Origin of the sequence: Rhodoplanes sp. SY1 (assembly GCF_046000175.1) — a bacterium.
Classification (GTDB): domain Bacteria; phylum Pseudomonadota; class Alphaproteobacteria; order Rhizobiales; family Xanthobacteraceae; genus Rhodoplanes.
This window is the reverse complement of record NZ_JBEOMB010000002.1, coordinates 124,145-146,591: the sequence shown is the minus strand read 5'-3', so window position 1 is coordinate 146,591 and position 22,447 is coordinate 124,145. Positions and strand designations below refer to the sequence as shown.

Annotated in this window: 15 protein-coding genes; 14 read left to right on the top strand and 1 reads right to left on the bottom strand. The window is 70.4% G+C overall.

Annotated elements, in window-relative coordinates:
* Positions 1 to 558: 558 nt before the first annotated feature.
* The 4 genes from ABTU92_RS00900 to ABTU92_RS00885 all read left to right on the top strand — a co-directional run bounded on the left by ABTU92_RS00900 (position 559) and on the right by ABTU92_RS00885 (position 7,187).
* Positions 559 to 4,791, top strand: coding sequence for a Pls/PosA family non-ribosomal peptide synthetase (locus ABTU92_RS00900; protein ID WP_408086727.1), 4,233 nt, complete (start codon positions 559 to 561; stop codon positions 4,789 to 4,791).
* 117 nt (positions 4,792 to 4,908) lie between these two features.
* Positions 4,909 to 5,406 (top strand): GNAT family N-acetyltransferase, encoded by a 498-nt coding sequence (locus tag ABTU92_RS00895; protein WP_408086790.1) that lies wholly within the window; start codon positions 4,909 to 4,911, stop codon positions 5,404 to 5,406.
* A gap of 12 nt (positions 5,407 to 5,418) precedes the next feature.
* Positions 5,419 to 6,129: a 4'-phosphopantetheinyl transferase gene (locus ABTU92_RS00890; RefSeq protein ID WP_408086725.1), complete on the top strand. Its 711-nt coding sequence runs from the start codon at positions 5,419 to 5,421 to the stop codon at positions 6,127 to 6,129.
* 26 nt (positions 6,130 to 6,155) lie between these two features.
* Entirely contained in the window at positions 6,156 to 7,187 is a 1,032-nt protein-coding gene (locus ABTU92_RS00885) for a histone deacetylase family protein (RefSeq protein ID WP_408086723.1), read from the top strand.
* 82 nt (positions 7,188 to 7,269) lie between these two features.
* Here ABTU92_RS00885 and ABTU92_RS00880 read toward each other — a convergent pair whose 3' ends face one another.
* Positions 7,270 to 7,653: a hypothetical protein gene (locus tag ABTU92_RS00880; RefSeq protein WP_408086721.1), complete on the bottom strand. Its 384-nt coding sequence runs from the start codon at positions 7,651 to 7,653 to the stop codon at positions 7,270 to 7,272.
* Between the two features lie 185 nt (positions 7,654 to 7,838).
* On the opposite strand from ABTU92_RS00880, the gene ABTU92_RS00875 reads away from it, so the two are divergent.
* The 10 genes from ABTU92_RS00875 to cysG all read left to right on the top strand — a co-directional run bounded on the left by ABTU92_RS00875 (position 7,839) and on the right by cysG (position 22,115).
* Positions 7,839 to 8,423: an ANTAR domain-containing response regulator gene (locus tag ABTU92_RS00875; protein ID WP_111360652.1), complete on the top strand. Its 585-nt coding sequence runs from the start codon at positions 7,839 to 7,841 to the stop codon at positions 8,421 to 8,423.
* Positions 8,423 to 9,466 (top strand): CmpA/NrtA family ABC transporter substrate-binding protein, encoded by a 1,044-nt coding sequence (locus ABTU92_RS00870; protein ID WP_408086718.1) that lies wholly within the window; start codon positions 8,423 to 8,425, stop codon positions 9,464 to 9,466. Before ABTU92_RS00875 ends, ABTU92_RS00870 begins: the two co-directional genes overlap by 1 nt.
* A gap of 327 nt (positions 9,467 to 9,793) precedes the next feature.
* Positions 9,794 to 11,101 carry a CmpA/NrtA family ABC transporter substrate-binding protein gene (locus tag ABTU92_RS00865; RefSeq protein WP_408086716.1) on the top strand — a complete coding sequence of 436 codons (1,308 nt, stop codon included), beginning with the start codon at positions 9,794 to 9,796 and terminating at the stop codon, positions 11,099 to 11,101.
* Positions 11,102 to 11,278: 177 nt separating this feature from the next.
* A complete protein-coding gene (gene ntrB, locus ABTU92_RS00860) occupies positions 11,279 to 12,205 on the top strand; it encodes a nitrate ABC transporter permease (RefSeq protein ID WP_408086788.1) in 927 nt (308 codons plus the stop codon).
* Positions 12,206 to 12,216: 11 nt separating this feature from the next.
* Positions 12,217 to 13,026 carry an ABC transporter ATP-binding protein gene (locus ABTU92_RS00855; RefSeq protein ID WP_408086714.1) on the top strand — a complete coding sequence of 270 codons (810 nt, stop codon included), beginning with the start codon at positions 12,217 to 12,219 and terminating at the stop codon, positions 13,024 to 13,026.
* A 248-nt stretch (positions 13,027 to 13,274) separates the two neighbouring features.
* Complete coding sequence (locus ABTU92_RS00850) at positions 13,275 to 14,549, top strand: NAD(P)/FAD-dependent oxidoreductase (RefSeq protein WP_408086712.1); 1,275 nt, start codon at positions 13,275 to 13,277, stop codon at positions 14,547 to 14,549.
* Between the two features lie 10 nt (positions 14,550 to 14,559).
* Positions 14,560 to 16,338 carry a NirA family protein gene (locus ABTU92_RS00845; RefSeq protein WP_408086710.1) on the top strand — a complete coding sequence of 593 codons (1,779 nt, stop codon included), beginning with the start codon at positions 14,560 to 14,562 and terminating at the stop codon, positions 16,336 to 16,338.
* Entirely contained in the window at positions 16,335 to 17,942 is a 1,608-nt protein-coding gene (locus ABTU92_RS00840; protein WP_408086708.1) for a sulfite reductase subunit alpha, read from the top strand. The genes ABTU92_RS00845 and ABTU92_RS00840 overlap by 4 nt, the downstream gene beginning before the upstream one ends.
* Before the next feature lie 11 nt (positions 17,943 to 17,953).
* Complete coding sequence (locus ABTU92_RS00835) at positions 17,954 to 20,611, top strand: molybdopterin-dependent oxidoreductase (protein ID WP_408086706.1); 2,658 nt, start codon at positions 17,954 to 17,956, stop codon at positions 20,609 to 20,611.
* Complete coding sequence (cysG, locus tag ABTU92_RS00830) at positions 20,598 to 22,115, top strand: siroheme synthase CysG (RefSeq protein ID WP_408086704.1); 1,518 nt, start codon at positions 20,598 to 20,600, stop codon at positions 22,113 to 22,115. The genes ABTU92_RS00835 and cysG overlap by 14 nt, the downstream gene beginning before the upstream one ends.
* Positions 22,116 to 22,447: the final 332 nt, after the last annotated feature.

The following is a 22,447-nucleotide window of genomic DNA, read 5'->3' as shown; positions in this document are numbered from 1 at the left end:
CGTCGCCCAGCTTCATCACCGCCCGGAACCGACGAGCCGCCATTGGAAAGGCAGTGTACGGGGGGATCGACCGTATCGGACCTCCGCTACCATTTGTTCACCACCCCGCGGCACAGCCGACCTTGCCCCCGCTCCGCGGGCGGGCGCGTCGAATCGCGGCCGCCACCGACCTCGCTCGGGGCTCTGTCCGAACTCCCGGGACGCCGGGTTCGTAACCTCCCGATAACCAGCCCGACAGCCTCCGTAATCGTGCGGATTCAGCGCCTGTGGGGCCGTCCCGCAACGGCTCCGGCGCTGCTGCGGCGCAGCGTTCACGGTCCCTAAACGGCTCATTCAGCGGGCATTCATGTGCCGGCTCACAGGTTGCCGGCCGTGAGAGGCTGCCGGCTCCAAAAGCCTCGGGGGAAGCGCAGGACCACCCATCCCGTCCGTGTCGTCGCGCGCGCCGCATCGGCGGCGAGCGGCACCCCCTCACCACCGGGACCCGGCAGCACGGTACGTCAGCACGACCTCGGCCCGGCGCGGGCAACCGCGCAGGACCGCAACCAGAGCAGACCGATGGCCCATCGTATCGACTTCGGCGACCTCCGCGACGGCGCGACCGGCGGTTCGGCCCGGATGCAGGAGGCGCTCCGCGCCGGCCTCGCCGCGGGAGAGGGCGAAAGTCTGGGCCAGGGCCAATCCCAGGGTCATGCCCAAACGATCGGCGGCCACGACGTGCTGTTCTGCGGCAGCCCCGACCCGTCGCCGCGCTGGCGGGCGGGCGAGCGGCTGAATCATCTGTTCGAGGACGCGGCCGATCGGTTCGGCCGCAACACCGCGGTGGTCACGTCCGACGCGACGCTGACCTATGCCGAGCTCGACCGCCGCGCCAACCAGGTCGCGCGCCATCTCGTCGCCCGTGGCGTGAAGGCCGGCGATCGCGTCGGCCTGCTGTTCGACAAGACCGTCGAGACCTACGTGGCGCTGGTCGCCGTGATGAAGGCGAACGCCACCTATGTGCCGCTCGATCCCGGCCTGCCGGCCGAGCGCATCCGCTACATGCTCTCCGACGCCAAGATCCGCACCATCGTGTCGATGGCGAGCTTTTCCGAGCGCCTCTCCGCCCAGGACGCCACCGCGGTGCTGCTCGACGCCGAGCGCGCCGAGATCGACGCCCGTGCGCCCGACCGGCTGTTCGCCGGCGAGGTCGGCGAGACCGACGACCAGGGCTGCTACGTCATCTACACGTCGGGCACCACCGGCAACCCGAAGGGCGTGCTGGTCGAGCATCCGAGCATCTGCAACTTCGTGCGCGTCGCCGCCGACCGCTACGGCTACCGGCCGGGCGATCGCGTCTACCAGGGCATGACCATCGCGTTCGACTTCTCGATCGAGGAGACCTGGGTGCCGCTGATGGCCGGCGCCACGCTGGTGCCGGCGCGCGCCGGCGGTGGGCTGGTCGGCGAGGAGCTGGCCGACTTCCTGCACGAGCGCCGCGTCACCGCGATGTGCTGCTGCCCGACGCTGCTCTCCACCATCGAGCGCGACCTGCCGCATCTGCGCCTGCTGATGGTCGGCGGAGAGGCGTGCCCGCAGAACCTGGTGATGCGCTGGAGCCGGCGCGGCCGCACCATCCTCAACACCTATGGTCCGACCGAGGCGACCGTCACGGCGACCGTCACCGAGCTCGTGCCCGAGAAGCCCGTCACCATCGGCATCCCGATGCCGACCTACTCGATCGTGATCCTCGACCCCACCGAGCCGCGCTCCATGGCGCGCGGCGAGCTGGGCGAGATCGGCATCGCCGGCATCGGCGTCGCCGCCGGCTATCTCAACCGCGAGGAGCTGACGGGACAGAAGTTCATCGCCGACTTCGTCGGCATCCCGAACAACGCGTCGAAGCGCATCTATCGCACCGGCGACCTCGGCCGGATCAACGACGCCGGCGAGATCGAGTATCTCGGCCGCATCGACACGCAGGTGAAGATCCGCGGCTACCGGATCGAGCTGGTCGAGATCGAGTCGGTGATGATGGAGATGCCGCAGATCGCCCAGGCCGCGGTGTCGACCTTCGAGCCCGAGCCCGGCCAGCCCGAGCTGGTCGGCTATTATGCGCTCAAGCCCGGCGCGGCGGCGCTGCCCAAGGCCGAGATCGTGCAGGCGCTCAAGCGCCGGCTGCCGGCCTACATGGTGCCGGCCTATCTCGAGGAGCTCGCCGCGATCCCGATGTCGGCCTCCAACAAGGCCGACCGCAAGCGGCTGCCGAAGCCGACCGGCGGCCGCGTCCAGGCCGGCGGCAGCGACAAGGTGGTCGCCGCCCGCACCGACAACGAGCGCCTGCTGGTCGAGGCGATCGCCGAGATCCTGACCGTCGAGCGCGTCTCGATCGAGGACCACTTCTTCGACGACCTCGGCGCCAACTCGCTCCTGATGGCGCGCTTCTGCGCCCGCATCCGCCGTAACCCGGGCATGGAGAACGTCTCCATGCGCGACATCTACACCAACCCGACGATCGCGAAGCTCGCCGCGATCTTCGACGCCGACGGGCAGGCGGCCGCGGTCGCGGTCGCCCCCGAGCCGTTCCACGTCCCGTCGGACTTTTCCTATTACGCCTGCGGCGCCGCGCAGCTCCTGTTCTACGGCGCGATGAGCCTGCTCGGCCTCGCCGTGTTCGACATCGGCCTCGAATGGGCCTATGCGGCGGCCGGCGACCCGGTGCAGCTCTATCTGCGCAGCGTCACCGCGGCGGTCGCCGGCTTCTTCGGCCTGACGGCCGTGTCGGTGATCGGCAAGTGGCTGCTGGTCGGCCGCTTCACGGAGGAGCGCATCCCGATCTGGTCGGCTCGCTACTTCCGCTTCTGGGCCGCCAAGACGCTGATCCGCAACGCGCCGGTCGCGCTGTTCGCCGGCCACCCGATCTTCAACGTCTATCTGCGCCTGCTCGGCGCCAAGGTCGGCCGCAACACCATCGTCAAGACGCGCTTCGTGCCGGTCGCGACCGACCTGATCTCGATCGGCGACGACACCATCCTGCGCAAGGAGACGATCCTGCTCGGCTACCGGGCGCAGTCGAACTACATCTACACGGGCCGCGTCAGCATCGGCGACCGCGCCTTCGTGGGCGAGGCGAGCGTGCTCGACATCGACACCGCGATGGGCAACGACACCCAGCTCGGCCACGCATCCTCGCTGCAGAGCGGCCAGCGCGTGCCGGACGGCAAGCGCATGCACGGCTCGCCCGCCGTCGAGACGACCGCCGACTACGTGCGGGTCGAGGCGCAGCCGGCGTCGATGCTCCGCCGCGTGCTGGCCGAGACCGTGCAGCTCGCCGGCCTGTTCGCCATCGTCATCCCGCTGCCGATCGTCGCGCTCGCCATGTGGGACCAGCACACGGCCGTCGCCGCCGGCGCCGCCGCCGCGACCGGCTTCTGGACCTCGCTGCCGACCGTGCTGGCCGTCTCGGTGATCTCGTTCTTCGGCTCGCTCGTCACCGGGCTCGCCGGCGTGTGGGCGGTGCCGCGGCTCGCCCGCCTCTTCCTGAAGGAAGGCCGCACCTACTCGACCTTCGGTATCCACGCCTGGCTGCAGGGCCTCACCGAGAAGTTCTCGAACTCGCAGTTCTTCAACGTGCTGTTCGGCGACTCGTCGGCGATCGTCCACTACATGCGCTTCGTCGGCTGGAACCTGAACAAGGTCGACCAGACCGGCTCGAACATGGGCACCAACCAGAAGCACGACAACCCGTTCTGCTGCGAGATCGGCTCCGGCACGATGGTCTCGGACGGGCTGTCGATGATCAATCTGGAGATGTCCGCCTCGGCGTTCCGGCTCTGCCACACGCGGATCGGCGACAACAACTATCTGGGCAACAACATCCACTATCCGCCCGGCGGGCGCACCGGCGCCAACGTGCTGCTCGGCACCAAGGTGATGATCCCGATCGACGGCCCCATGCAGGAGAATGTCGGCCTGCTCGGCTCGCCGCCCTTCGCCATCCCGCGCATGGTCGAGCGCGACAAGTCGATGCTCGGCGCCATCCCCGAGGACGAGCGGCTGCGCCGCCTCGCCGCCAAGAACCGCTACAATGCCGTCACGGCGGCGCTGTTCCTCGCCACCCGCTGGCTCCTGGTGTTCGCCTCGCTGGCCGTGTGGCAGGCGGCGCTCCTGACCTACGACCGCTTCGGCGTGCTCTCGCTGTTCGCCGCCGGGGCCGTCACGTCGGCCGCGGCGGTGCTGTGGTTCACGTTCCTGGAGCGCGCCTCGCTCGGCTTCGGGTCGCTGAAGCCCGAGATGGTGACCATCTACGACCCGTATTTCTGGAGCCACGAGCGGCACTGGAAGCTGTCCGACTGGCCGCACGTGCAGCTGTTCGGCGGCACGCCGATCAAGAGCCTGATCCTGTGGCTGATGGGCGTGAAGGTCGGCCGCAAGGTCGTCGACTTCGGCTGCTCGATCACCGACCGTAGCCTCACCCAGGTCGGCGACTACGCCAACCTCAACGAGGGCAGCGTCCTGCAGGCGCACTCGCTGGAGGAGGGCGTGTTCAAGTCCGACCACATCCGCATGGGCGCCGGCTGCACGCTCGGGCCGTCGGCCTTCGTGCACTACGGCGTCACGCTCGGCGAGCACGTGGTGATCGACACCGACGCCTTCCTGATGAAGGGCGAGGTGGTCGACTCCCACACCACCTGGCGCGGCAATCCGGCCAAGCTGTTCCGCCGGCACGGCTCCGCCGACGGCGCGCTCGGCGCCGCCGTCTACCGGGCCCCGGAGGCGGTCGCCCCGGCCTACCGGATCGCGGCGGAGTAGATCCGTGCCGCCGACCGACCTGATCACGTCGACAAGCATGGCCGGGCTCGCCCCGGCCATTCGCGTTGTTCGCGCCGGCCGCGGCCGGGCGCGCCGCCGGAGCATGCAGCCGTGGACATGACGACGAAGCCGAGAGCCCAGCGGTTCTTCCCCGGCGCTCCAGCGCCGGCGAGCGTGCGGCTCGCCGACGTGACGGCGGACAATTGGCGCGACGTCGCCGCGCTCGAGCTCGAGCCCGAGCAGCGCGATCTCGTCGCCGGCAACCTCTACTCGATCGCCGAGTCGAAGTTCGACCCGCTGGCGCGGCCGCGCGCCATCTACGCGGGCAGCGAGCTGGTCGGCTTCCTGATGTACGACGTCGGCAGCGACGATCCGCGGCGCGCCGTCATCTACCGGTTCATGATCGACCGCCGCTTCCAGGGCTTCGGCTACGGCCGTGCGGCGCTGGAGCGGGCGCTCGACGAGATCCGCGCCGTGCCCGACGTCGCCACGATCGCGATCTGCTACGAGCCGGCCAACCCGGCCAAGAAGCTCTATGCCAGCGTCGGCTTCGTCGAGATCGGCTCCGACGAGGACGGCGAGGTGATCGCCGAGCTTCCGGTGTCGGCGGCATGAGGCGGGGGACGGATGCTGCTCGACGGTGACACGATGCACGATGCGCTCACCGCGGCGGGGCGGGTGCTCACCGGGACGGCCCGACACCCCGAGGTCGCGGCCCTGCAGCGCGCCCTCGACGCCTTCGCGCCCGGCGTCGCGACCGGCTGCCGGCCGATCCTTCCCGGTGACGAGGCGGCGCTGCACGAGGCGGAGGCCGACTCGATCGCCTCGTCCATCGTCGCGGTTCGGCGGGCCAGCGGCGCCGCCCGCGCCCTGGCGCGCGGCCTTCTCGACGGCTTCGGCCATCGCGACGTCGCCCTGGTGCGGACCGCTTCGGGTGCGCCGGCTTGGCCGGAGGGAATCGTCGGCTCGCTGGCGCACGACCAGGAGGTCGCGGTCGCCGCGGTGGCGCTGCGGTCGCGCATCGCGGCGCTGGGCATCGACGTCGAGCCGGCCGACCCGCTGCCGGACGACATCGTCGATCTCGTGATGACGGTCGCCGAGCGCGACGGCCTCGAGCGCGGCGGCCTCGACCGCGATCCTCTGCACGGGCGCCTGCTGTTCGCCGCTAAGGAAGCCGTGTACAAGGCGATGCATCCGCTCGAAGGGGTTTTTCTCGACTTCCACGATATCGTGGTCGACCTCGCCGCCCGCACGGCCGTCGTCCCGAGTGGCCGCATCCTCGATCTCGCCGTCTGCCGCGCGCCGCGGATCGTCGTTCTCGCCCTCCTGCGCGCGTGAGGCCGGGGCGACGCCCCGCAGAGCTCATGATCACGATCTACAGTGACGCGCACGCCCTGCACGACGGCAAGGCGGAGTTGCACGACGGCAAGCTGGTGTCGAGCTTCGAGATGCCGCGCCGGGCCGAGCTGGTTCTCGCCCGCGTGAAGGAGGTCGGTCTCGGGCCGGTGTCGCCGCCGAAGATCTTCGGGCTCGATCCGGTGCGGCGCGTGCATGCGCCCGACTACGTGGCGTTCCTCGAGACCGCCTGGGACGAATGGGTCGCAGAGCACGGTGAGCACGACGCGCTGCCGTTCACCTGGATCGGTCCGGGTATGCGGCGCGTCGTGCCCGATCATATCGACGGCAAGCTCGGCTATTATTCGTTCGACGCCGGCACGCCGATCACGGCCGGCACGTTTCGTGCGATCAGGAGCGCGGCGGACGTCGCGCTCACCGGCGCCGAGCTGATCGTGCGGGGCGAACGCGCCGCCTTCGCGCTCACCCGGCCGCCCGGTCATCACGCGCATCGCGCCTGCTACGGCGGCTACTGCTTCTTCAACAATGCCGCTGTCGCGGCGCAGGCGCTGCGCGACGCCGGGGCCGATCGCGTCGCCGTGCTCGACATCGACTATCACCACGGGAACGGTACCCAGGACATCTTCTATTCGCGCGGCGACGTGCTGTTCGTCTCGCTGCATGCCGACCCGGTGCAGGAGTACCCTTATTATCTCGGTTTTTCCGATGAGACCGGAGAGGGAGCGGGCGAGGGCGCGAACGCCAATTACCCGCTGCCCTTCGGCACCGGCTTCCACACCTGGCGAGCGGCACTGGACGACGCGCTCGCGCGCATCGCCGCTTTCCGGGTCGACGCGCTCGTCGTGTCGCTCGGCGTCGACACCTACAAGGGCGATCCGATCTCGCGCTTCCGGCTCGACACCGCCGATTATCCGCTGATCGGCGCGGCCCTCGCCGGCGCGGGGCTGCCGACCCTGTTCGTGATGGAGGGCGGCTACGCCGTCGAGGCGATCGGCGTCAACGCCGTCGGCGTGCTGCAGGGATTCGCGGACGTCGCGTGACATACGGGCGCGCAAAACCATCGGTGCGGACTCCGCACCGATGGCTCTGCGTGACCAGATCAGCTCATCAGATGCCGTGGGATCACGGGCAGTACCACACCGGGCCGATCTGGATGCAGCCACGGTTGCGCCAGCCCGGCGGACGACCGCCGTAGCGCCGCCAGCCGGGCGGCGGGCCACGATAGCCGCGACGCGGCCCGTCCCAGGCGCGGCCGCGCCGCCAGTCGTCGCGCCTGCCGACGCGCCCGTCGCGACCGTCGAAGCGCCGCTCGTTCATCCGCCCGTCGCCCGGGCCGCGCCCATCGCCGGGCCCGAGGCCGCGTTGCGCGAGCGTGATCGGCGCTTCGGCCGAAACCGCGCCGCGCGCGGCGCCGTCCTGCGGCGCGCCGGCCGGTGACGCGGCGAGCGCCGGCGCTCCGCCCAGCATCAGAACGACGGCCGCTGCGCTCAGGAAACTCTTCGGCATGCACTGTCCTCCGGGATGTCTCGCGTCGTGGGTGGTGATCGCTCTCTGAGGACAAAGCCCGACCGGCGCACAAGTTTCAGGAGGCGCGGCAAATCGCCCGCGACGGTTTGCATCGCGCCGTCGTTCCGGCGACAATGACGGTACGCAAGGCAGGGCGAAACCGGACGGGTGGTGCGGGCCGCGCGATGCAGGACGGGGTTGTATCCATCGCGGTGGTCGACGCCGACCGGGCCCGTGCGGCGATCGTCGAGGAGGGCCTGCGCGCCGCCGGCATTCCGCGCGTCGCCATCGTGCCCGACTCGCCCGATCTTCTCGACCGTCTCGTCGCGCTGGCGCCCGACGTCGTGGTGATCGCCCTCGACAGCCCCAACCGTGACGTGCTCGAGCAGATGTTCAAGGTCTCGCGCGTCGTCGAGCGTCCCGTCGCGATGTTCGTCGACCGCTCCGATGCGGCCACCATGCAGGCCGCGATCGACGCCGGCGTGTCGGCCTATGTGGTCGACGGGCTGAAGCCCGAGCGGGTGCGCGCCATCGTCGACATGGCGGTGATGCGCTTCAACGCCTACAGCCGCATGCGGCGCGAGCTGGAGGAGGCGAAGACGGCACTCGCCGACCGCCGGACCATCGACAAGGCGAAGGGACTCCTGATGGCCCGCAAGGGCCTGTCCGAGGAGGCTGCCTACGCGCTGCTGCGGCGGACCGCGATGAACGAGAAGAAGCGCATGGTCGAGATCGCCCAGGCGATCATCACGGCGGCGGAGCTGTTCTGATGGCCAAGACCCGTCTCACCGTGGGCTGGGTGCCGCTCACCGACGTCGCCGTCCTGATCGCCGCGGCCGAGCGCGGTTTCGCGGCCGCCGAGGGCCTCGACCTCGTGCCGGTGCGCGAGACCTCGTGGGCCAACACCCGCGACAAGCTGGTGTTCGGCCACTTCGACGCGGCCCATATGCTGGCCCCGCTCGCCGTGGCGACGACGCTCGGTCTCGGCCATGTCGCGCTGCCGCTGGTCGCGCCCTTCATGTTCAACATCGGGGGGCATGCCGTGACGGTGTCGCGGCCGCTCGCCGGCCTGCTCGCGCCGCGCGGCGGCCTGTCGGGCCGCGTCGAGGACGCTGCGGCGGCGCTCGGTGACGTCGCCCGCGCGCGCGCCGCCGCCGGGGAGGGGCCGTTGACCTTCGCGGCCGTGTTCCCGTTCTCGGTCCATGCCTATCTGCTCCGCCGCCTGTTCGTCGCCGCCGGGCTGGATCCCGAGCGCGACGTCCGCCTCGTCGTGGTGCCGCCGCCCTTCATGGTCGACGCGCTGAGGCGCGGCCTCGTCGACGGCTTCTGCGTCGGCAGCCCGTGGAACAGCGTCGCGGTCGATCAGGGTGTCGGCACCATCGTGCTGCTCGGCAACACGGTCGTGCCGGGCGCTCCCGACAAGGTGCTGGCGCTGCCGGCCGACCGCGCCGACGCGCCGGAGGCGGCGGCGCTGATCCGTGCGCTGGCGGCGGCGGGGGCCTGGTGCGCGGCGCCGGAGAACCGTGCCGATCTCGCCGGATTGCTCGCCGAGCCGCGCCACCTCGATCTGTCCGCCGACGTGATCCTGCGCACCTTGGAGGGCGCACTGGTGATCGACGGCGAGGCGACGGTGCGCAACGACCCCGGCTTTCTGGTGCTCGGCGAGGGCCGGCCCGAGCGCGCCCAGGCCGACTGGCTGCACGACGCCATGGTCGCGGCCGGCCATCTGCCGGACGGCGCGCGCGATGCCGTGCGCGCCGTGTTCCGCGGTGACCTCTACGATTCCGCCTGCGCCGCCGCGGCGCCGGGCTGAGGCGTCACGTCTGCTTACGACGTATTCATCTGCTGCTTTTGCAGTGCCGAAAAGTCGCGCATCGTGACGAAGCGTGGCGATCGCTCGCATGCAGCACGCGCGTCCTAATTCACAGACACTACGTGATTTTCCGCAGCGCGGCAGGTTTGGCACGGGCCTTGTATATAACATTCGAGTAGCCCCGCCGACGCTGACGGGGCCGACTCCCAAACGCAGCAACGCCGCTGCTTCGATCTGTCCAGCGCTCCGCATCCCGGGCGGCGCGTCGTGTCGGTTCGAAGCGGCGGCGTTTTTTTGTTTTTTCGCCGACCGAGGACGAGAGAGCATATGATCAGCACCCCCCGCGCGCCGCGCTCCACCCGCCGCCGCTTCCTGCGCGACGTCGCCAACACGGCCGCCCTCCTCGCCGCCGCCAAGGCCGCGCTGCCGGCCGGTGCGTTCGCCCAAGGGGCAGGCCCCGAGGTGAAGGGCACCAAGCTCGGCTACATCGCGCTCACCGACGCCTCGCCGCTGATCATCGCCAAGGAGAAGGGCTTCTACGACAAGCACGGCCTGCCCGACATGGACATCGCCAAGCAGGCCTCGTGGGGCGCGACGCGTGACAACATGGCGCTCGGCACCGAGCGCAACGGCATCGACGGCGGCCACATCCTGCGGCCCAAGACGCATCTCTACGCGACCGGCAAGGTGATGCAGAACAATCAGCCGCTGCCGATGTACACGCTCCTCAATCTCAACGAGGACTGCCAGGCGATCTCGGTCTCCAACGAGTACAAGGACCTCAAGATCGAGAAGGACGCCTCGCCCCTGAAGGCCGCGTTCGAGCGCAAGAAGGCGCAGGGCAAGGAACTCACCGCCGCCATGACGTTCCCGGGCGGCACCCACGACCTGTGGATCCGCTACTGGCTCGCCGCCGGCGGCATCGACCCCGACACCGACATCAAGGTGATCACCGTGCCGCCGCCCCAGATGGTGGCGAACATGAAGGTCGGCAACATGGACTGCTTCTGCGTCGGCGAGCCGTGGAACGAGCAGCTCGTCAACCAGAACATCGGCTACACGGCGCTGACCACCGGTGAGCTGTGGTTCCGCCATCCCGAGAAGATCCTCGGCATGCGGGCCGACTGGGTCGACAAGAGTCCGCGCGCCGCCAAGGCCCTGATGATGGCCGTGATGGAGGCGCAGCAGTGGTGCGACAAGCCCGAGAACAAGGACGAGATGGCCGCCATCATCGGCCGCCGGCAGTGGTTCAACGTGCCGGTGCCGGACATCATCGGCCGCATCAAGGGAGACATCAATTACGGCCTCGGCCGCACCGCCAAGGGCACCAATCTCTACATGAAGTTCTGGGGCGAGGGCGGCTCGACCTCCTATCCGTGGAAGAGCCTCGACACCTGGTTCGTCACCGAGAACATCCGCTGGGGCAAGTTCGATCCGTCGTTCGACATCAAGGCGCTGGTCGACAAGACCAACCGCTCGGACCTGTGGATCGAGGCGGCGAAGACCCTCGGCGTCTCGGGCATCCCGACCGCCGACAGCCGCGGCGTCGAGACCTTCTTCGACGGCGTCAAGTTCGATCCCGCCGACCCGATGGCCTATCTGCGCGCCCAGCGCATCAAGCGCGTGACCGTGTGAGGTCGAGACCGACCTCGACGGTGCAGTCCTCGGTCATTCCGGGGCGCACCGAAGGTGCGAACCCGGAATCCAGCAACGATGTCGGAGTGTCCCGCTGGATTCCGGGTCCGGCGCTTCGCGCCGGCCCGGAATGACCACTCGAACACATCGACCCAGGAGCCAACCGTGGCGACATCCATGCCGAAGCTCAAGACCGTGTCGCAGGTGCGGCTCGCCGCCGAGAGCGGCGCGCCGCCCGCCGTCGTGCCTGCCGCGCAGAAGCCCGCGACCGTCGTTCCGCTCGCGCTGAAGACGCCGCCGCTCGCGGCGCGCGTCCTGCCGGTCGTCCGTCGCGTCGCGTCGATGTTCGTGCCGCCGCTGATCGTCACAACGCTCCTGTTGCTCGTGTGGGAGATGGCGTGCTGGAGCCCGACCTCGTCGCTCCCGCCGCCCTCGCGGGTGTGGAGCGAGGCGAGCGACCTGATCCTCGATCCGTTCTTCGTCGCCGGTTCGCAGGACATCGGGCTCGGCTGGCGCGTGCTCACCTCGCTGCAGCGGGTGGCGATCGGGTTCGGCCTGGCGGCCGTGGCGGGTGTGCTGATCGGCGCCGTCGTCGGCCAGTCGGTGTGGGCGATGCGCGGCTTCGATCCGGTCTTCCAGGTGCTGCGCACCGTGCCGCCGCTCGCCTGGCTGCCGATCTCGCTCGCCGCGTTCCGCGACGCCAACCCGAGCGCCATCTTCGTGATCTTCATCACCTCGATCTGGCCGATCCTGATCAACACCGCGGTCGGCATCCGCAACATCCCGCAGGACTACCGCAACGTCGCCCGGGTGCTGCGGCTCAACCACCTCGAGTTCTTCGTCAAGATCATGGTGCCCTCGGCGGCGCCCTACATCTTCACCGGCCTGCGCATCGGCATCGGGCTCGCCTGGCTCGCCATCGTGGCGGCCGAGATGCTCACCGGTGGCGTCGGCATCGGCTTCTTTATCTGGGACGCGTGGAATTCCTCGCGGCTCCCCGACATCGTGGTCGCGCTCGCCTATATCGGCGGCGTCGGCTTCCTGCTCGACCGGCTGGTGGCGGGTGCCGCCGTGCTGGTCACCCGCGGCACCGCGTCGAACTGATGGAGCCCGCCATGGACGCCTGTCTCAAGGACGCCTACCTGAAGATCGACCACGTCGGCATCAGCTTCTCGCGCGCCGGTACCACGTCGGAAGTGCTCCGCGACGTGACGTTGCGCATAACGGCCGGGGAGTTCGTCTCGATCATCGGCCATTCGGGCTGCGGGAAGTCGACGCTCCTCAACATCGTCGCCGGCCTGCTGCGCGCCTCCACGGGCGGCGTGATCCTCGAGGAGCACGAGGTGAACGAGCCGGGGCCGGACCGCGCCGTCGTGTTCCAGAACCACAGCCTGCTGCCGTGGCTCACGGTCTACGAGAACGTCGCGCTCGCCGTCGACAAGGTGTTTCGCGGCAAGCGCTCGCGGGCCGAGCGGCGCGAGTGGATCATGGAGAACCTCGCGCTCGTCAACATGGCGCACGCCAAGGACAAGCGGCCGGCCGAGATCTCCGGCGGCATGAAGCAGCGCGTCGGCATCGCCCGGGCGCTCGCCATGGAACCGAAGATCCTGCTCCTCGACGAGCCGTTCGGCGCGCTCGACGCGCTCACCCGCGCGCACCTCCAGGATCAGGTGATGGAGATCCACGCCCGCCTGAACAACACGATGATCATGATCACCCACGACGTCGACGAGGCCGTGCTGCTCTCCGACCGCATCGTGATGATGACCAACGGCCCGGCCGCCACAATCGGCGAGGTCCTGACCGTGAATCTCGCCCGCCCGCGCCGCCGCCTCGAGCTGGTCGACGACCACGAGTACAACCGCTGCCGCGCCGCCGTGCTCGAGTTCCTCTACGCCCGCAACCGCTTCGTCGAGGCGGCGTGAGGGGATGATGGTGGGGATGTCGGGACGCGCGGTCGTGAGACGCTTGTCTCATATCGGGTACAGCGCCGGCTCTCCCTCTCCCCGCACGCGGGGAGAGGGGTGGGGTGAGGGGGTGTCTCGTGGATACGGAAACGCCCCCTCACCCGACATCCGCGCTGATCGCGCGAATGTCGACCTCTTTGTCGCGGCAAGTGCCGCGATCCCGCGTGCGGGGAGAGGTGAAGGCTCGTCGGCGTGGGGATCCCGTCATGCGTGAGCGTCTGGTCGTCGTCGGCAACGGGATGGTCGGTCTGCGCTTCGTCGAGGAGGTGACGCGGCGGGCGCCGGACCGTTTCGACATCACCGTGATCGGCGCCGAGCCGGTGCCGGCCTACAACCGCGTGCTGCTCTCGGCGCTGCTCGCCGGCGGGGTCACGGACGACGACTGCCGATTCCGCGACCGCCGCTGGTATCTCGCCAGCCGGGTGCGGCTGATCACCGGCGCGCGGGCGACCGGCATCGACACTGCGGAGCGCGAGGTTCACATCCGCGGCCACGGCTTCGTGCCGTTCGATCGTCTCGTGCTGGCGACCGGCTCGGAGCCGATCCGGCTGTCGGCGCCCGGCATGGACCTGCCCGGCGTGATCACGTTCCGCGACCTCGCCGACGTCGCCGTCATGCGCGCGGCGGCGCAGCGGAAGACACCGGCCGTGGTGATCGGCGGCGGTCTGCTCGGCTTGGAGGCCGCCTACGGCCTCGCCCGCGCCGGCGTCGCCGTCACGCTCGTTCATCTCGCCGACCGGGTGATGGAGCGGCAGCTCGACACCGGCGCCGCGCGGATCGTCGAGGCGGCGATGCGCGAGCGTGGAGTCGATATCGTGCTGGAGGCGCAGACCGCCGGCGTGGTGGGTCGTGATCAGGTCGAGGCGGTGCGGCTCGCCGATGGTCGCACGATCCCGGCCGGGCTCGTGGTGGTCGCGGTCGGGGTACGGCCGTCGGTCGGGCTCGCCGTCGGGGCTGGTCTTTCGGTCGAGCGTGGCATCGTCGTCGACGATGCCCTCGACACGTCGGCGGACGGCATTCACGCGATCGGCGAATGCGTGTCGCATCGCGGCATCGTGTACGGCCTCGTCGAGCCGGGCTACGCCCAGGCCACCGTCCTGGCGCGCCGACTCGCCGGCGAAGATGCACGCTATACCGGCACGCTTCTTTCGACGCGCCTGAAGGTCTCTGGCGTGCCGGTGTTCTCGGCCGGTGACGTGACGCCGCCCGTCGGCGCCGAGGTGATCACGCTCTCCGATGCGTCGGCCGGCCGCTACGCCCGGCTGGTCGTCGAGCGAGACAGGCTCGTCGGCGCCATCCTGGTCGGCGAGACGCGCCATGCCGGTTTCTTCCAGGAACTGATCACGAACCGAACGGACATCTCCGGGAGTCGCGACGAGCTGGTGTTCGGGCCGCGCCTCGCGTCGGCGTCCGCCGCGATCGAGAATCAAGCCGAGCCAGCCCCCGAGCCGGCCGCCGACGTGGTCGCCGAGGCGGCCTGAGGATCGTCCGATGACCGACTTCTCGGCCGAGCAGAAACGGTATCTGGAGGGCATGGCGGCCGGCATGGCCGTGATGAAATCGGTCGCCGACGCCGGACCCGCAGCCGCGGCGCAGCCTGCTCCGAGCGGACCGGATGCGCCGCATCTCGCCGCTCAGGACAAGGCGCTGGCCGAGGGAAAGAAGCTCGCCGATCAGGAGAAGTGGAAGCGGGCCGAGCACCCGCTCGACGCTTACGCACGACTGAAGCGCGAGGCCGATGCCGGCAAGGCGCCGAACCCGCAGGACAACTTCCGCTGGCGGTATCACGGACTGTTCTGGGTGGCCCCCGCTCAAAGTTCCTACATGGCGCGGCTGCGCATCCCGAACGGAATTCTGAATCACTGGCAGTTCGCCGGGGTGGCCGACCTCGCGGAAAGACACGGGGGCGGCTATGTGCACGTGACGACGCGCGCCAACCTGCAGATCCGCGAGATCGCGCCCGAGAGCGCGGCCCCTTTCCTCGAAGGCCTGTCCGACCTCGGCCTCATGGCGCGCGGCGCCGGCGCCGACAACATCCGCAATGTCACCGGCTCGCCCACCGCCGGCATCGACCCGCAGGAGCTGATCGACACGCGGCCGTTGGCGCGCGCCTGGCACTTCCATGTCCTCAACGACCGGTCGTTGATCGGCCTGCCGCGGAAATTCAACGTGTCGTTCGACGGCGGCGGAAAAATTCCGGCCCTGGAGGAGACCAACGATATCGGCTTCCAGGCAGTCGAGGTTCTGGACGGCGCCGCCGTGCCGGCCGGCGTCTGGATGCGGCTGGCGCTCGGCGGAATCTCGGGCCACCGCGATCTCGCGCGCGACACCGGGGTCGTGGTGAAGCCGGCCGACTGCACGGCGGTCGCCGATGCGATCGTTCGGGTGTTCATCGCCGAGGCGGACCGCACCAACCGGGCCAAGTCGCGGCTCAAATACGTGCTCGACCGGGTCGGCTTCGAGGCCTTTCTCACGCAGGTCGAGGCGGTGCTGGGCCGCGCGCTCGATCGGGTCGATGCCGCGCATGTCGCGCCGCGGCCGGCGACGGACCGCATGGCGCATCTCGGCAGGCATCCGCAGGTGCAGAACGGGCGCGTCTATGTCGGCGTCGTCGTGCCGGTGGGCCGCCTGACCGTCGACCAGATGCGCGGCGTCGCGGCGATCGCCCGGGATTTCGGCGACGGCGACCTCCGCCTCACCGTCTGGCAGAACCTCCTGATCTCCGGCGTCGCGGCGGACCGGGCCGGCGAGGTGGAGGCGCGGCTCGCGGCCCTCGGCCTGTCGGCGCAGCCGACCTCGATCCGGGCCGGTCTCGTCGCCTGCACGGGGATGACCGGCTGCAAGTTCGCCAACGCCCACACCAAGGAGCATGCGCTCGCGATCGCCGATCGGGTCGAGGCGCGGCTGGCGCTCGACATGCCGATCAACATCCATCTCACGGGTTGTCCGAACTCCTGCGCCCAGCACTACATCGGCGACATCGGCCTGATCGGCGTGAAGGTGCCGGTCGGCGACGACGGCGACACGGTGGAAGGCTACGACATCGTGGTCGGCGGTGGCTTCGCCGAGAACGCGGCGATCGGCCGCGTGCTGTGGACCGGCGTTCGCGCCGACGCGGCCGCCGATCACGTCGAGGCGCTGCTGCGGGCGTATCTGGCCGGCCGCACCGGCCCGGCCGAGACCTTTCAGCACTTCACGTCGAGGATGGGCATCGATCATCTGAAGGGTGTGGCGCCACGTGAGACGCGCGCCCTGGAGGCCGTCGAATGAACGCATCCGTGCAACCTCCGCCCGTCTTCGTGCTGCCCGAGACGGCGCCGTTCTCCACCGAGCAGCGCGTGTGGCTCGGCGGCTTCTTCGCCATGCTCGTGGCGCCCGGCACGGCGCCGCTGCCCGTCGCTGCGCCGGACGGAACCGCCGCGTCCGCGGGTCCGGCGCTCGCCGACAACGACGACGCACCGTGGCACGACCCGGCGCTGCCGCTCGCCGAGCGTCAGCAGCTCGCGAAGGAACGCCCGCTGGCGCCGCGTCTGATGGCGGCGATGGCGCAGCAGGATTGCGGCCAGTGCGGCTACACCTGCGCGGCCTATGCGAACGCGCTCGTCACCGGCGCCGAGGCGCGGCTCAACCTGTGCGCGCCGGGCGGCAAGGACACGTTCCGGGCCGTGAAGGCGCTCGCGGCCGAGATCGGTGCTAACGAGAAAGCCGCCGCGCCGTCGCTCGCCCCGGCCGTGATCGCGACCGCGTCTGTCGTGCCGGCCGAGCGCGGCTATGCGCGCGAAGCGCCCGTCGAGGCCGTGTTCGTCGGCCGGCACCGTCTCAACGGGCCGGGCTCGGAGAAGGAGACCTTTCATATCGAGCTCGATCTGTCCGAGAGCGGCGCGACCTACACGGTCGGCGACAGCCTCGGCGTGCTCGCGCGGAACGCGCCGGGCCTCGTCGATGCCGTGATCGCGCAGCTCGGCGCCCGGCCCGAGGGTCTCGTCGGCGGCAGGCCGCTGTTCGAGGTGTTGTCGCGCGACGTGTCGCTCGGCGTCGCACCGGACGCGCTGTTCCAGCTCTTCTCCTACGTGACGGGCGGCGCGCTGCGCCGGAAGGCCCGCGCACTCGCCGCCGGCGAGGACCCGGACGGCGACGCGGCGTCGCTGGACGTGCTCGCGGCGCTGATGAAGTTCGGCGTGCGCCCGTCGGGGGAAGCTTTCGTCGAGGCGCTCGATCCGCTGCAGCCGCGGCTCTACTCGATCTCCTCGTCGCCGAAGGCCAACCCGGGCCGCGTGTCGCTCACGGTCGACGCGGTGCACTACACGGTGAACCGGCGCGGCCGCTTCGGCGTCGCTTCGACGTTCCTGGGCGAGCGACTCACGGTCGGCGCACGTGTTCCGGTCTATGTCCAGCGGGCGCACGGATTCGGCGTGCCGGCGGATCCCACGACGCCGCTGATCATGATCGGGCCCGGCACCGGCATCGCGCCGTTCCGCGCTTTCCTCCAGGAGCGCGCCGCGACCGGCGCGCCGGGGAAGAACTGGCTGTTCTTCGGCCATCAGCGACGTGATCACGACTTCTTCTACGAGGGCGAGATGACCGCACTGAAGAACGCCGGGGTGCTGACGCGGCTGTCGCTCGCCTGGTCGCGCGACGGCGCCGAGAAGTTCTACGTGCAGGATCGCATGCGCGAGGTCGGACCCGAGCTGTTCGCGTGGCTCGAGGAGGGCGCGCAGGTCGCCGTGTGCGGTGACGCCAAGCGCATGGCCAAGGATGTCGAGCGCGCGCTCGTCGACATCGTCGAGCAGCACGGCGGCACCACGGCGGACGCCGCCGTCGCCTACGTGGCGGCGCTGAAGAAGGCGGGCCGCTATCAGGCCGACGTGTATTGAGGGCGCTCACCATGGCTTCCGGGACTGCGTCGGTGCGCACCACCTGCCCGTATTGCGGCGTCGGCTGCGGCGTCGTTGCGACTCCGGACGGGCAGGGCGGTCTCGCCATCGCGGGCGATCCGGATCACCCGGCGAATTTCGGGCGCCTCTGCTCCAAAGGTGCGGCGCTCGGCGAGACGCTCGGGCTCGCGACCCGCCTCCTGCATCCGGAGGTCGATGGCCGCCGCGCGGACTGGGAGACGGCGCTCGACACCATCGCGTCGCGTCTCTCCGATGTTATCAGAACGCACGGCCGCGACAGCGTCGCGTTCTATCTCTCGGGTCAGCTCCTCACCGAAGACTATTACGTCGCCAACAAGCTGGCGAAGGGGTTTCTCGGCACGCCGCATGTCGACACCAACTCGCGGTTGTGCATGGCGTCCTCGGTCGCCGGTCATCGCCGCAGCTTCGGCGCCGACGTGGTGCCGGGCTCTTATGCGGATCTGGACGAGGCCGATCTGATCGTGCTCGTCGGCTCCAACGCGGCGTGGTGCCACCCGGTCCTGTTCCAGCGCATCGTCGCGGCGCGCCGCGCCCGCGGCACGCGGCTGATCGTGATCGATCCGCGCCGCACCGCGACCGCGGAAGAGGCGGACCTGCATCTCGCGATCGCGCCCGGTCAGGACACGGTGTTGTTCTCCTGGCTGCTGACGCGGCTCGCCGACGGCGGAACGCTCGACCGTGCGTTCATCACGACGCACACGACCGGGCTCGACGAGACGCTCGCCCGCGCCCGTGAGATTGCGCCGTCGCTTGCCGCCACAGCCGCCCGCGCCGGTGTGACGGAGACCGCCGTGACGGCGTTCGTCGGCGCTTGGCGCGACACCGAGAAAGTCGTCACGGTCTACTCGCAGGGAGTCAACCAGTCGGCGCAGGGCACCGACAAGGTGACCAGCATCGTCGCCTGCCATCTCGCCACCGGCCGCATCGGAAAGCCCGGCACCGGGCCGCTGTCGTTCACCGGGCAGCCGAACGCGATGGGCGGCCGCGAGGTCGGCGGTCTCGCCAACATGCTGGCCGCGCACATGGGCTTCTCTCCGGCCGAGGTCGATCGCGTGCGCCGCTTCTGGAACGCACCGCACATCGTCACGGGCGAGGGGTTGAAGGCCGTCGATCTGTTCGGCGCCGTCGCCGACGGCCGCATCAAGGCGCTGTGGGTGATGGGTACCAACCCGGCCGCGTCGCTGCCGCGCGCCGACGCGGTGCGGGCGGCGCTGCAAAAGCTCGATCTGCTGGTGGTCTCCGAGAACGTCGCGTCGAATGACACGCTGTCCGCCGGCGCGCATATCAGGCTGCCGGCGGCTGCGTGGAGCGAGAAGGACGGCACCGTCACGAACTCCGAGCGGCGCATCTCGCGCCAGCGCGCCGTGCTGCCGCTGCCCGGCGAGGCGAAGCCGGACTGGTGGATCCTGTCGCGCGTCGCGGCGCGGCTCGGTCACGGCGCGGCGTTCGACGACACGAGCCCGGCCGCGATTTTCCGCGAGCACGCGGCGCTCTCCGGCTTCGAGAACGACGGGGCGCGGGCCTTCGACATCTCCGGCCTCGCCGATATCGCCGACGCGGAATACGACGCGCTGGCGCCGGTCCAGTGGCCGGTCCCGCGCGGAAAGCCGGAGGGCACGGCACGGCTGTTCGCCGCCGGCGGCTTCGCCACGCCGGACCGGCGCGCCCGCTTCGTGCCGACCGCGATCCCGGCGCCCGCCGCCGCCGCGTCGCCACGTTTTCCGCTGCGCCTCAACACCGGCCGCATCCGCGACCAGTGGCACACGATGACCCGCACGGGTCTCGCGCCGCGGCTCGGCGCGCACCGGCCCGAGCCCTTCGTCGAAGTTCATCCCGACGACGTCGCCCACTTCGGCCTTTCGGATGGCGGCTTCGCCAGGGTGGAGACGGCGCACGGCAGCGCGGTGCTGCGCGTCGTCGCGACCGACGTGGTGCGGCCGGGCGAGATCTTCGCGCCGATCCACTGGACCGCCGAGACGTCGTCGCACGGCCGCGTCGGGCCGCTGGTGCAGGGCGCGACCGATCCGTATTCGGGCCAGCCCGAAATGAAGGCGACACCTGCGGCCGTTGTCTGCGTGACGATGCGGCGCGCCGGCTTCGCGCTCTCGCGCGGGCCGTTGTCGCTGCCACGTGATCTGTGGTGGTCGCGCATCGCCGTGACCGGTGGATTCGCCTGGAGCCTCGCCGGAGACGCGCCGATCGAGGTGCTGGTGCCGTCCCTACGCACCCTGTTCTCGCAGTCCGAATGCGCCGAGCTTCACGATCCCGCCCGCGACGTGATCAGGATCGCGGCGTTCGCGGACGGCCGGCTCGCCGGCGCCGTCTTTCTCGGTCCGGCTGTGCGGGCACCGCGCTGGGAGACGCTGGCGCCGCTGCTCGGCGCGGCCGTCGCGCCGTCGACGCGCCTCGCCGTGCTCTCCGGCCGCGCGCCGGAGGGGACGCCGGCTTGCGGACCGCTGGTCTGCTCGTGCTTCTCGGTCGGGCGCGACGCGATCCTCGCGGCCGCCGCGGACGGCGCGACCGACACGGCCGCCATCGGCGTGGCCGTGAAGGCCGGCACCAATTGCGGCTCCTGCCTGCCCGAGCTGAAGCGGCTTCTCGCGGAGGTGTCTCGTGCGGCAGCCTGACCGTCACGCGGTTGAACGCCACCCGGAGGAGACCCGCGCCGGTGGGCTCGCGCCGCTCGCCGTGTTGCCCGTGTTCGTGCCGTTGCGTGGCCAGCGGGCGGTCGTGATCGGCGGCCATGCCGGCGCGGCCTGGAAGGCGCGGCTGCTCGCCTCGGCCGGTGCCTGCGTCGACGTGATCGCCGAGGAGATCTCCGACGAGATGCACGCCGCGCCGCAGTCGGTGCCGGACGGCGCCGTCGCGCTCCATGCTCGCGCCTGGCGGCCCGACGATCTCGCCGGCGCACGCTTCGTCGTCGTCGCGCTGGAGGACGAGGTGGATGCGCAGGCCGCCGTCGCGGCGGCGCGCCAGGCCGGCGCCATCGTCAACGCGGTCGACCGGCCGCATCTGTGCGACGTGCAGTTCGGCGCCATCGTCAATCGCTCGCCGCTCGTCGTCGGCATCTCGACCGACGGGGCCGCGCCGGTTCTCGCCCAGACGCTGCGCTCCAGGATCGAGGCGCTGATCCCGCTCGGCCTGGCGCGTTGGCTCGACGCCGCCAAGGCTTGGCGGGCCGAGGTCGCTGATCGCGTCGCTTGCATGACGGCGCGCCGCGCCTTCTGGCAGCGCTTTGCCGACCGCGCATATCAAGAGCCCGATCGCAGCCCGACGCGGGACGACCTCGACGATCTGCTCGCCGGCGGCGCCGGCGACAAGGAGGGGAGCATCGTGCTGGTCGGTGCCGGTCCGGGCGATCCCGAGCTGATGACGCTCAAGGCCGTGCGGGCGCTGCGCAGCGCCGACGTGGTGCTCTACGACGATCTCGTCTCGCCCGAGGTGCTCGCCTTTGCGCGGCGGGAGGCCCGCACGCTCCTCGTCGGCAAGACCGGCCATCGCCCGTCCTGTCGGCAGGACGACATCAATGCCCTGATGGTCGGTCTCGCCCGGCAGGGCAAGCGGGTGGTGCGGCTGAAGAGCGGCGATCCCGGTGTGTTCGGGCGCGCCGGCGAGGAGATCGCGGCGGCGCGCGCGGCCGGGATCCGGGTCGCCGTGGTGCCGGGCGTCACGGCTGCGCAGGGCGCGGCGGCCAGCCTCTCCGTGTCGCTCACCGCCCGCGGCGTCGCGCGTCGCGTGCAGTACGTCACGGGTCACGATCGCGATGCACGCCTGCCCGACGATCTCGACGGCGCGGCGCTGGCCGATCCGTCTGTCACCACCGTCGTCTACATGCCGCGCAAGACCTTGCCGGCCCTTGTCGCGCGGGCGCTCGCGGCCGGGCTGCCCCCGACGACGCCCGCCATCGCCGTGGCGAGCGCGAGCCGACCCGACGAACGCGACGTGATCACGACCGTCGCGTCATTAGCTGAGGATATCGAAGCGCTCGCGGCTGGTCCGTGCGTCGTGATGATCGGCGAAGCGATGCGGGCGGCGGCACGTGAACGACTCTCCGACGACGTGAGTCAGTATTCGTCCCGAGGTCCGGCCTGCATGACCGCCATGCGGAATTCTGTCGCGGCGCGTGTCTGATCACGTCGGATCACAACGTCAGGGCAGTCGAAACGGCGCTCCACGGAATGCCGCGTTTACGACGTTCGAGCCAGCGTGGTCGGGTCGAAATGCCACGGCCCGTTGCATGTTTCCATGTTCGCGACGGTCCGGTGACGGTGCAACCGGTAACGCCGCGGCCTCGGGTCGAGATGAATTATAAACGATATTTCTGGAGTCTTTATTAGTAAGTGCACATTACCGGGGCGATCACCTGTTAAGTCTGGCTTAAAGCCGGACCGGGTAAGTCCCGTGGCGGAAAGACCAAAGGCGGCAATGCCATAATCGCATCGCCCCGACGATCGCCACAGGTG

Bases quoted from the DNA above. Each gene is read 5' to 3' on its own strand.
- ABTU92_RS00880 (WP_408086721.1), bottom strand. From the start codon at position 7,653: ATGCCGAAGAGTTTCCTGAGCGCAGCGGCCGTCGTTCTGATGCTGGGC.
- ABTU92_RS00895 (WP_408086790.1), top strand. From the start codon at position 4,909: ATGACGACGAAGCCGAGAGCCCAGCGGTTCTTCCCCGGCGCTCCAGCG.
- ABTU92_RS00885 (WP_408086723.1), top strand. From the start codon at position 6,156: ATGATCACGATCTACAGTGACGCGCACGCCCTGCACGACGGCAAGGCG.
- ABTU92_RS00835 (WP_408086706.1), top strand. From the start codon at position 17,954: ATGGCTTCCGGGACTGCGTCGGTGCGCACCACCTGCCCGTATTGCGGC.
- ntrB (WP_408086788.1), top strand. From the start codon at position 11,279: ATGCCGAAGCTCAAGACCGTGTCGCAGGTGCGGCTCGCCGCCGAGAGC.
- ABTU92_RS00890 (WP_408086725.1), top strand. From the start codon at position 5,419: ATGCTGCTCGACGGTGACACGATGCACGATGCGCTCACCGCGGCGGGG.
- ABTU92_RS00875 (WP_111360652.1), top strand. From the start codon at position 7,839: ATGCAGGACGGGGTTGTATCCATCGCGGTGGTCGACGCCGACCGGGCC.
- ABTU92_RS00845 (WP_408086710.1), top strand. From the start codon at position 14,560: ATGACCGACTTCTCGGCCGAGCAGAAACGGTATCTGGAGGGCATGGCG.
- ABTU92_RS00850 (WP_408086712.1), top strand. From the start codon at position 13,275: ATGCGTGAGCGTCTGGTCGTCGTCGGCAACGGGATGGTCGGTCTGCGC.
- ABTU92_RS00840 (WP_408086708.1), top strand. From the start codon at position 16,335: ATGAACGCATCCGTGCAACCTCCGCCCGTCTTCGTGCTGCCCGAGACG.
- ABTU92_RS00900 (WP_408086727.1), top strand. From the start codon at position 559: ATGGCCCATCGTATCGACTTCGGCGACCTCCGCGACGGCGCGACCGGC.
- ABTU92_RS00855 (WP_408086714.1), top strand. From the start codon at position 12,217: ATGGACGCCTGTCTCAAGGACGCCTACCTGAAGATCGACCACGTCGGC.
- ABTU92_RS00865 (WP_408086716.1), top strand. From the start codon at position 9,794: ATGATCAGCACCCCCCGCGCGCCGCGCTCCACCCGCCGCCGCTTCCTG.
- ABTU92_RS00870 (WP_408086718.1), top strand. From the start codon at position 8,423: ATGGCCAAGACCCGTCTCACCGTGGGCTGGGTGCCGCTCACCGACGTC.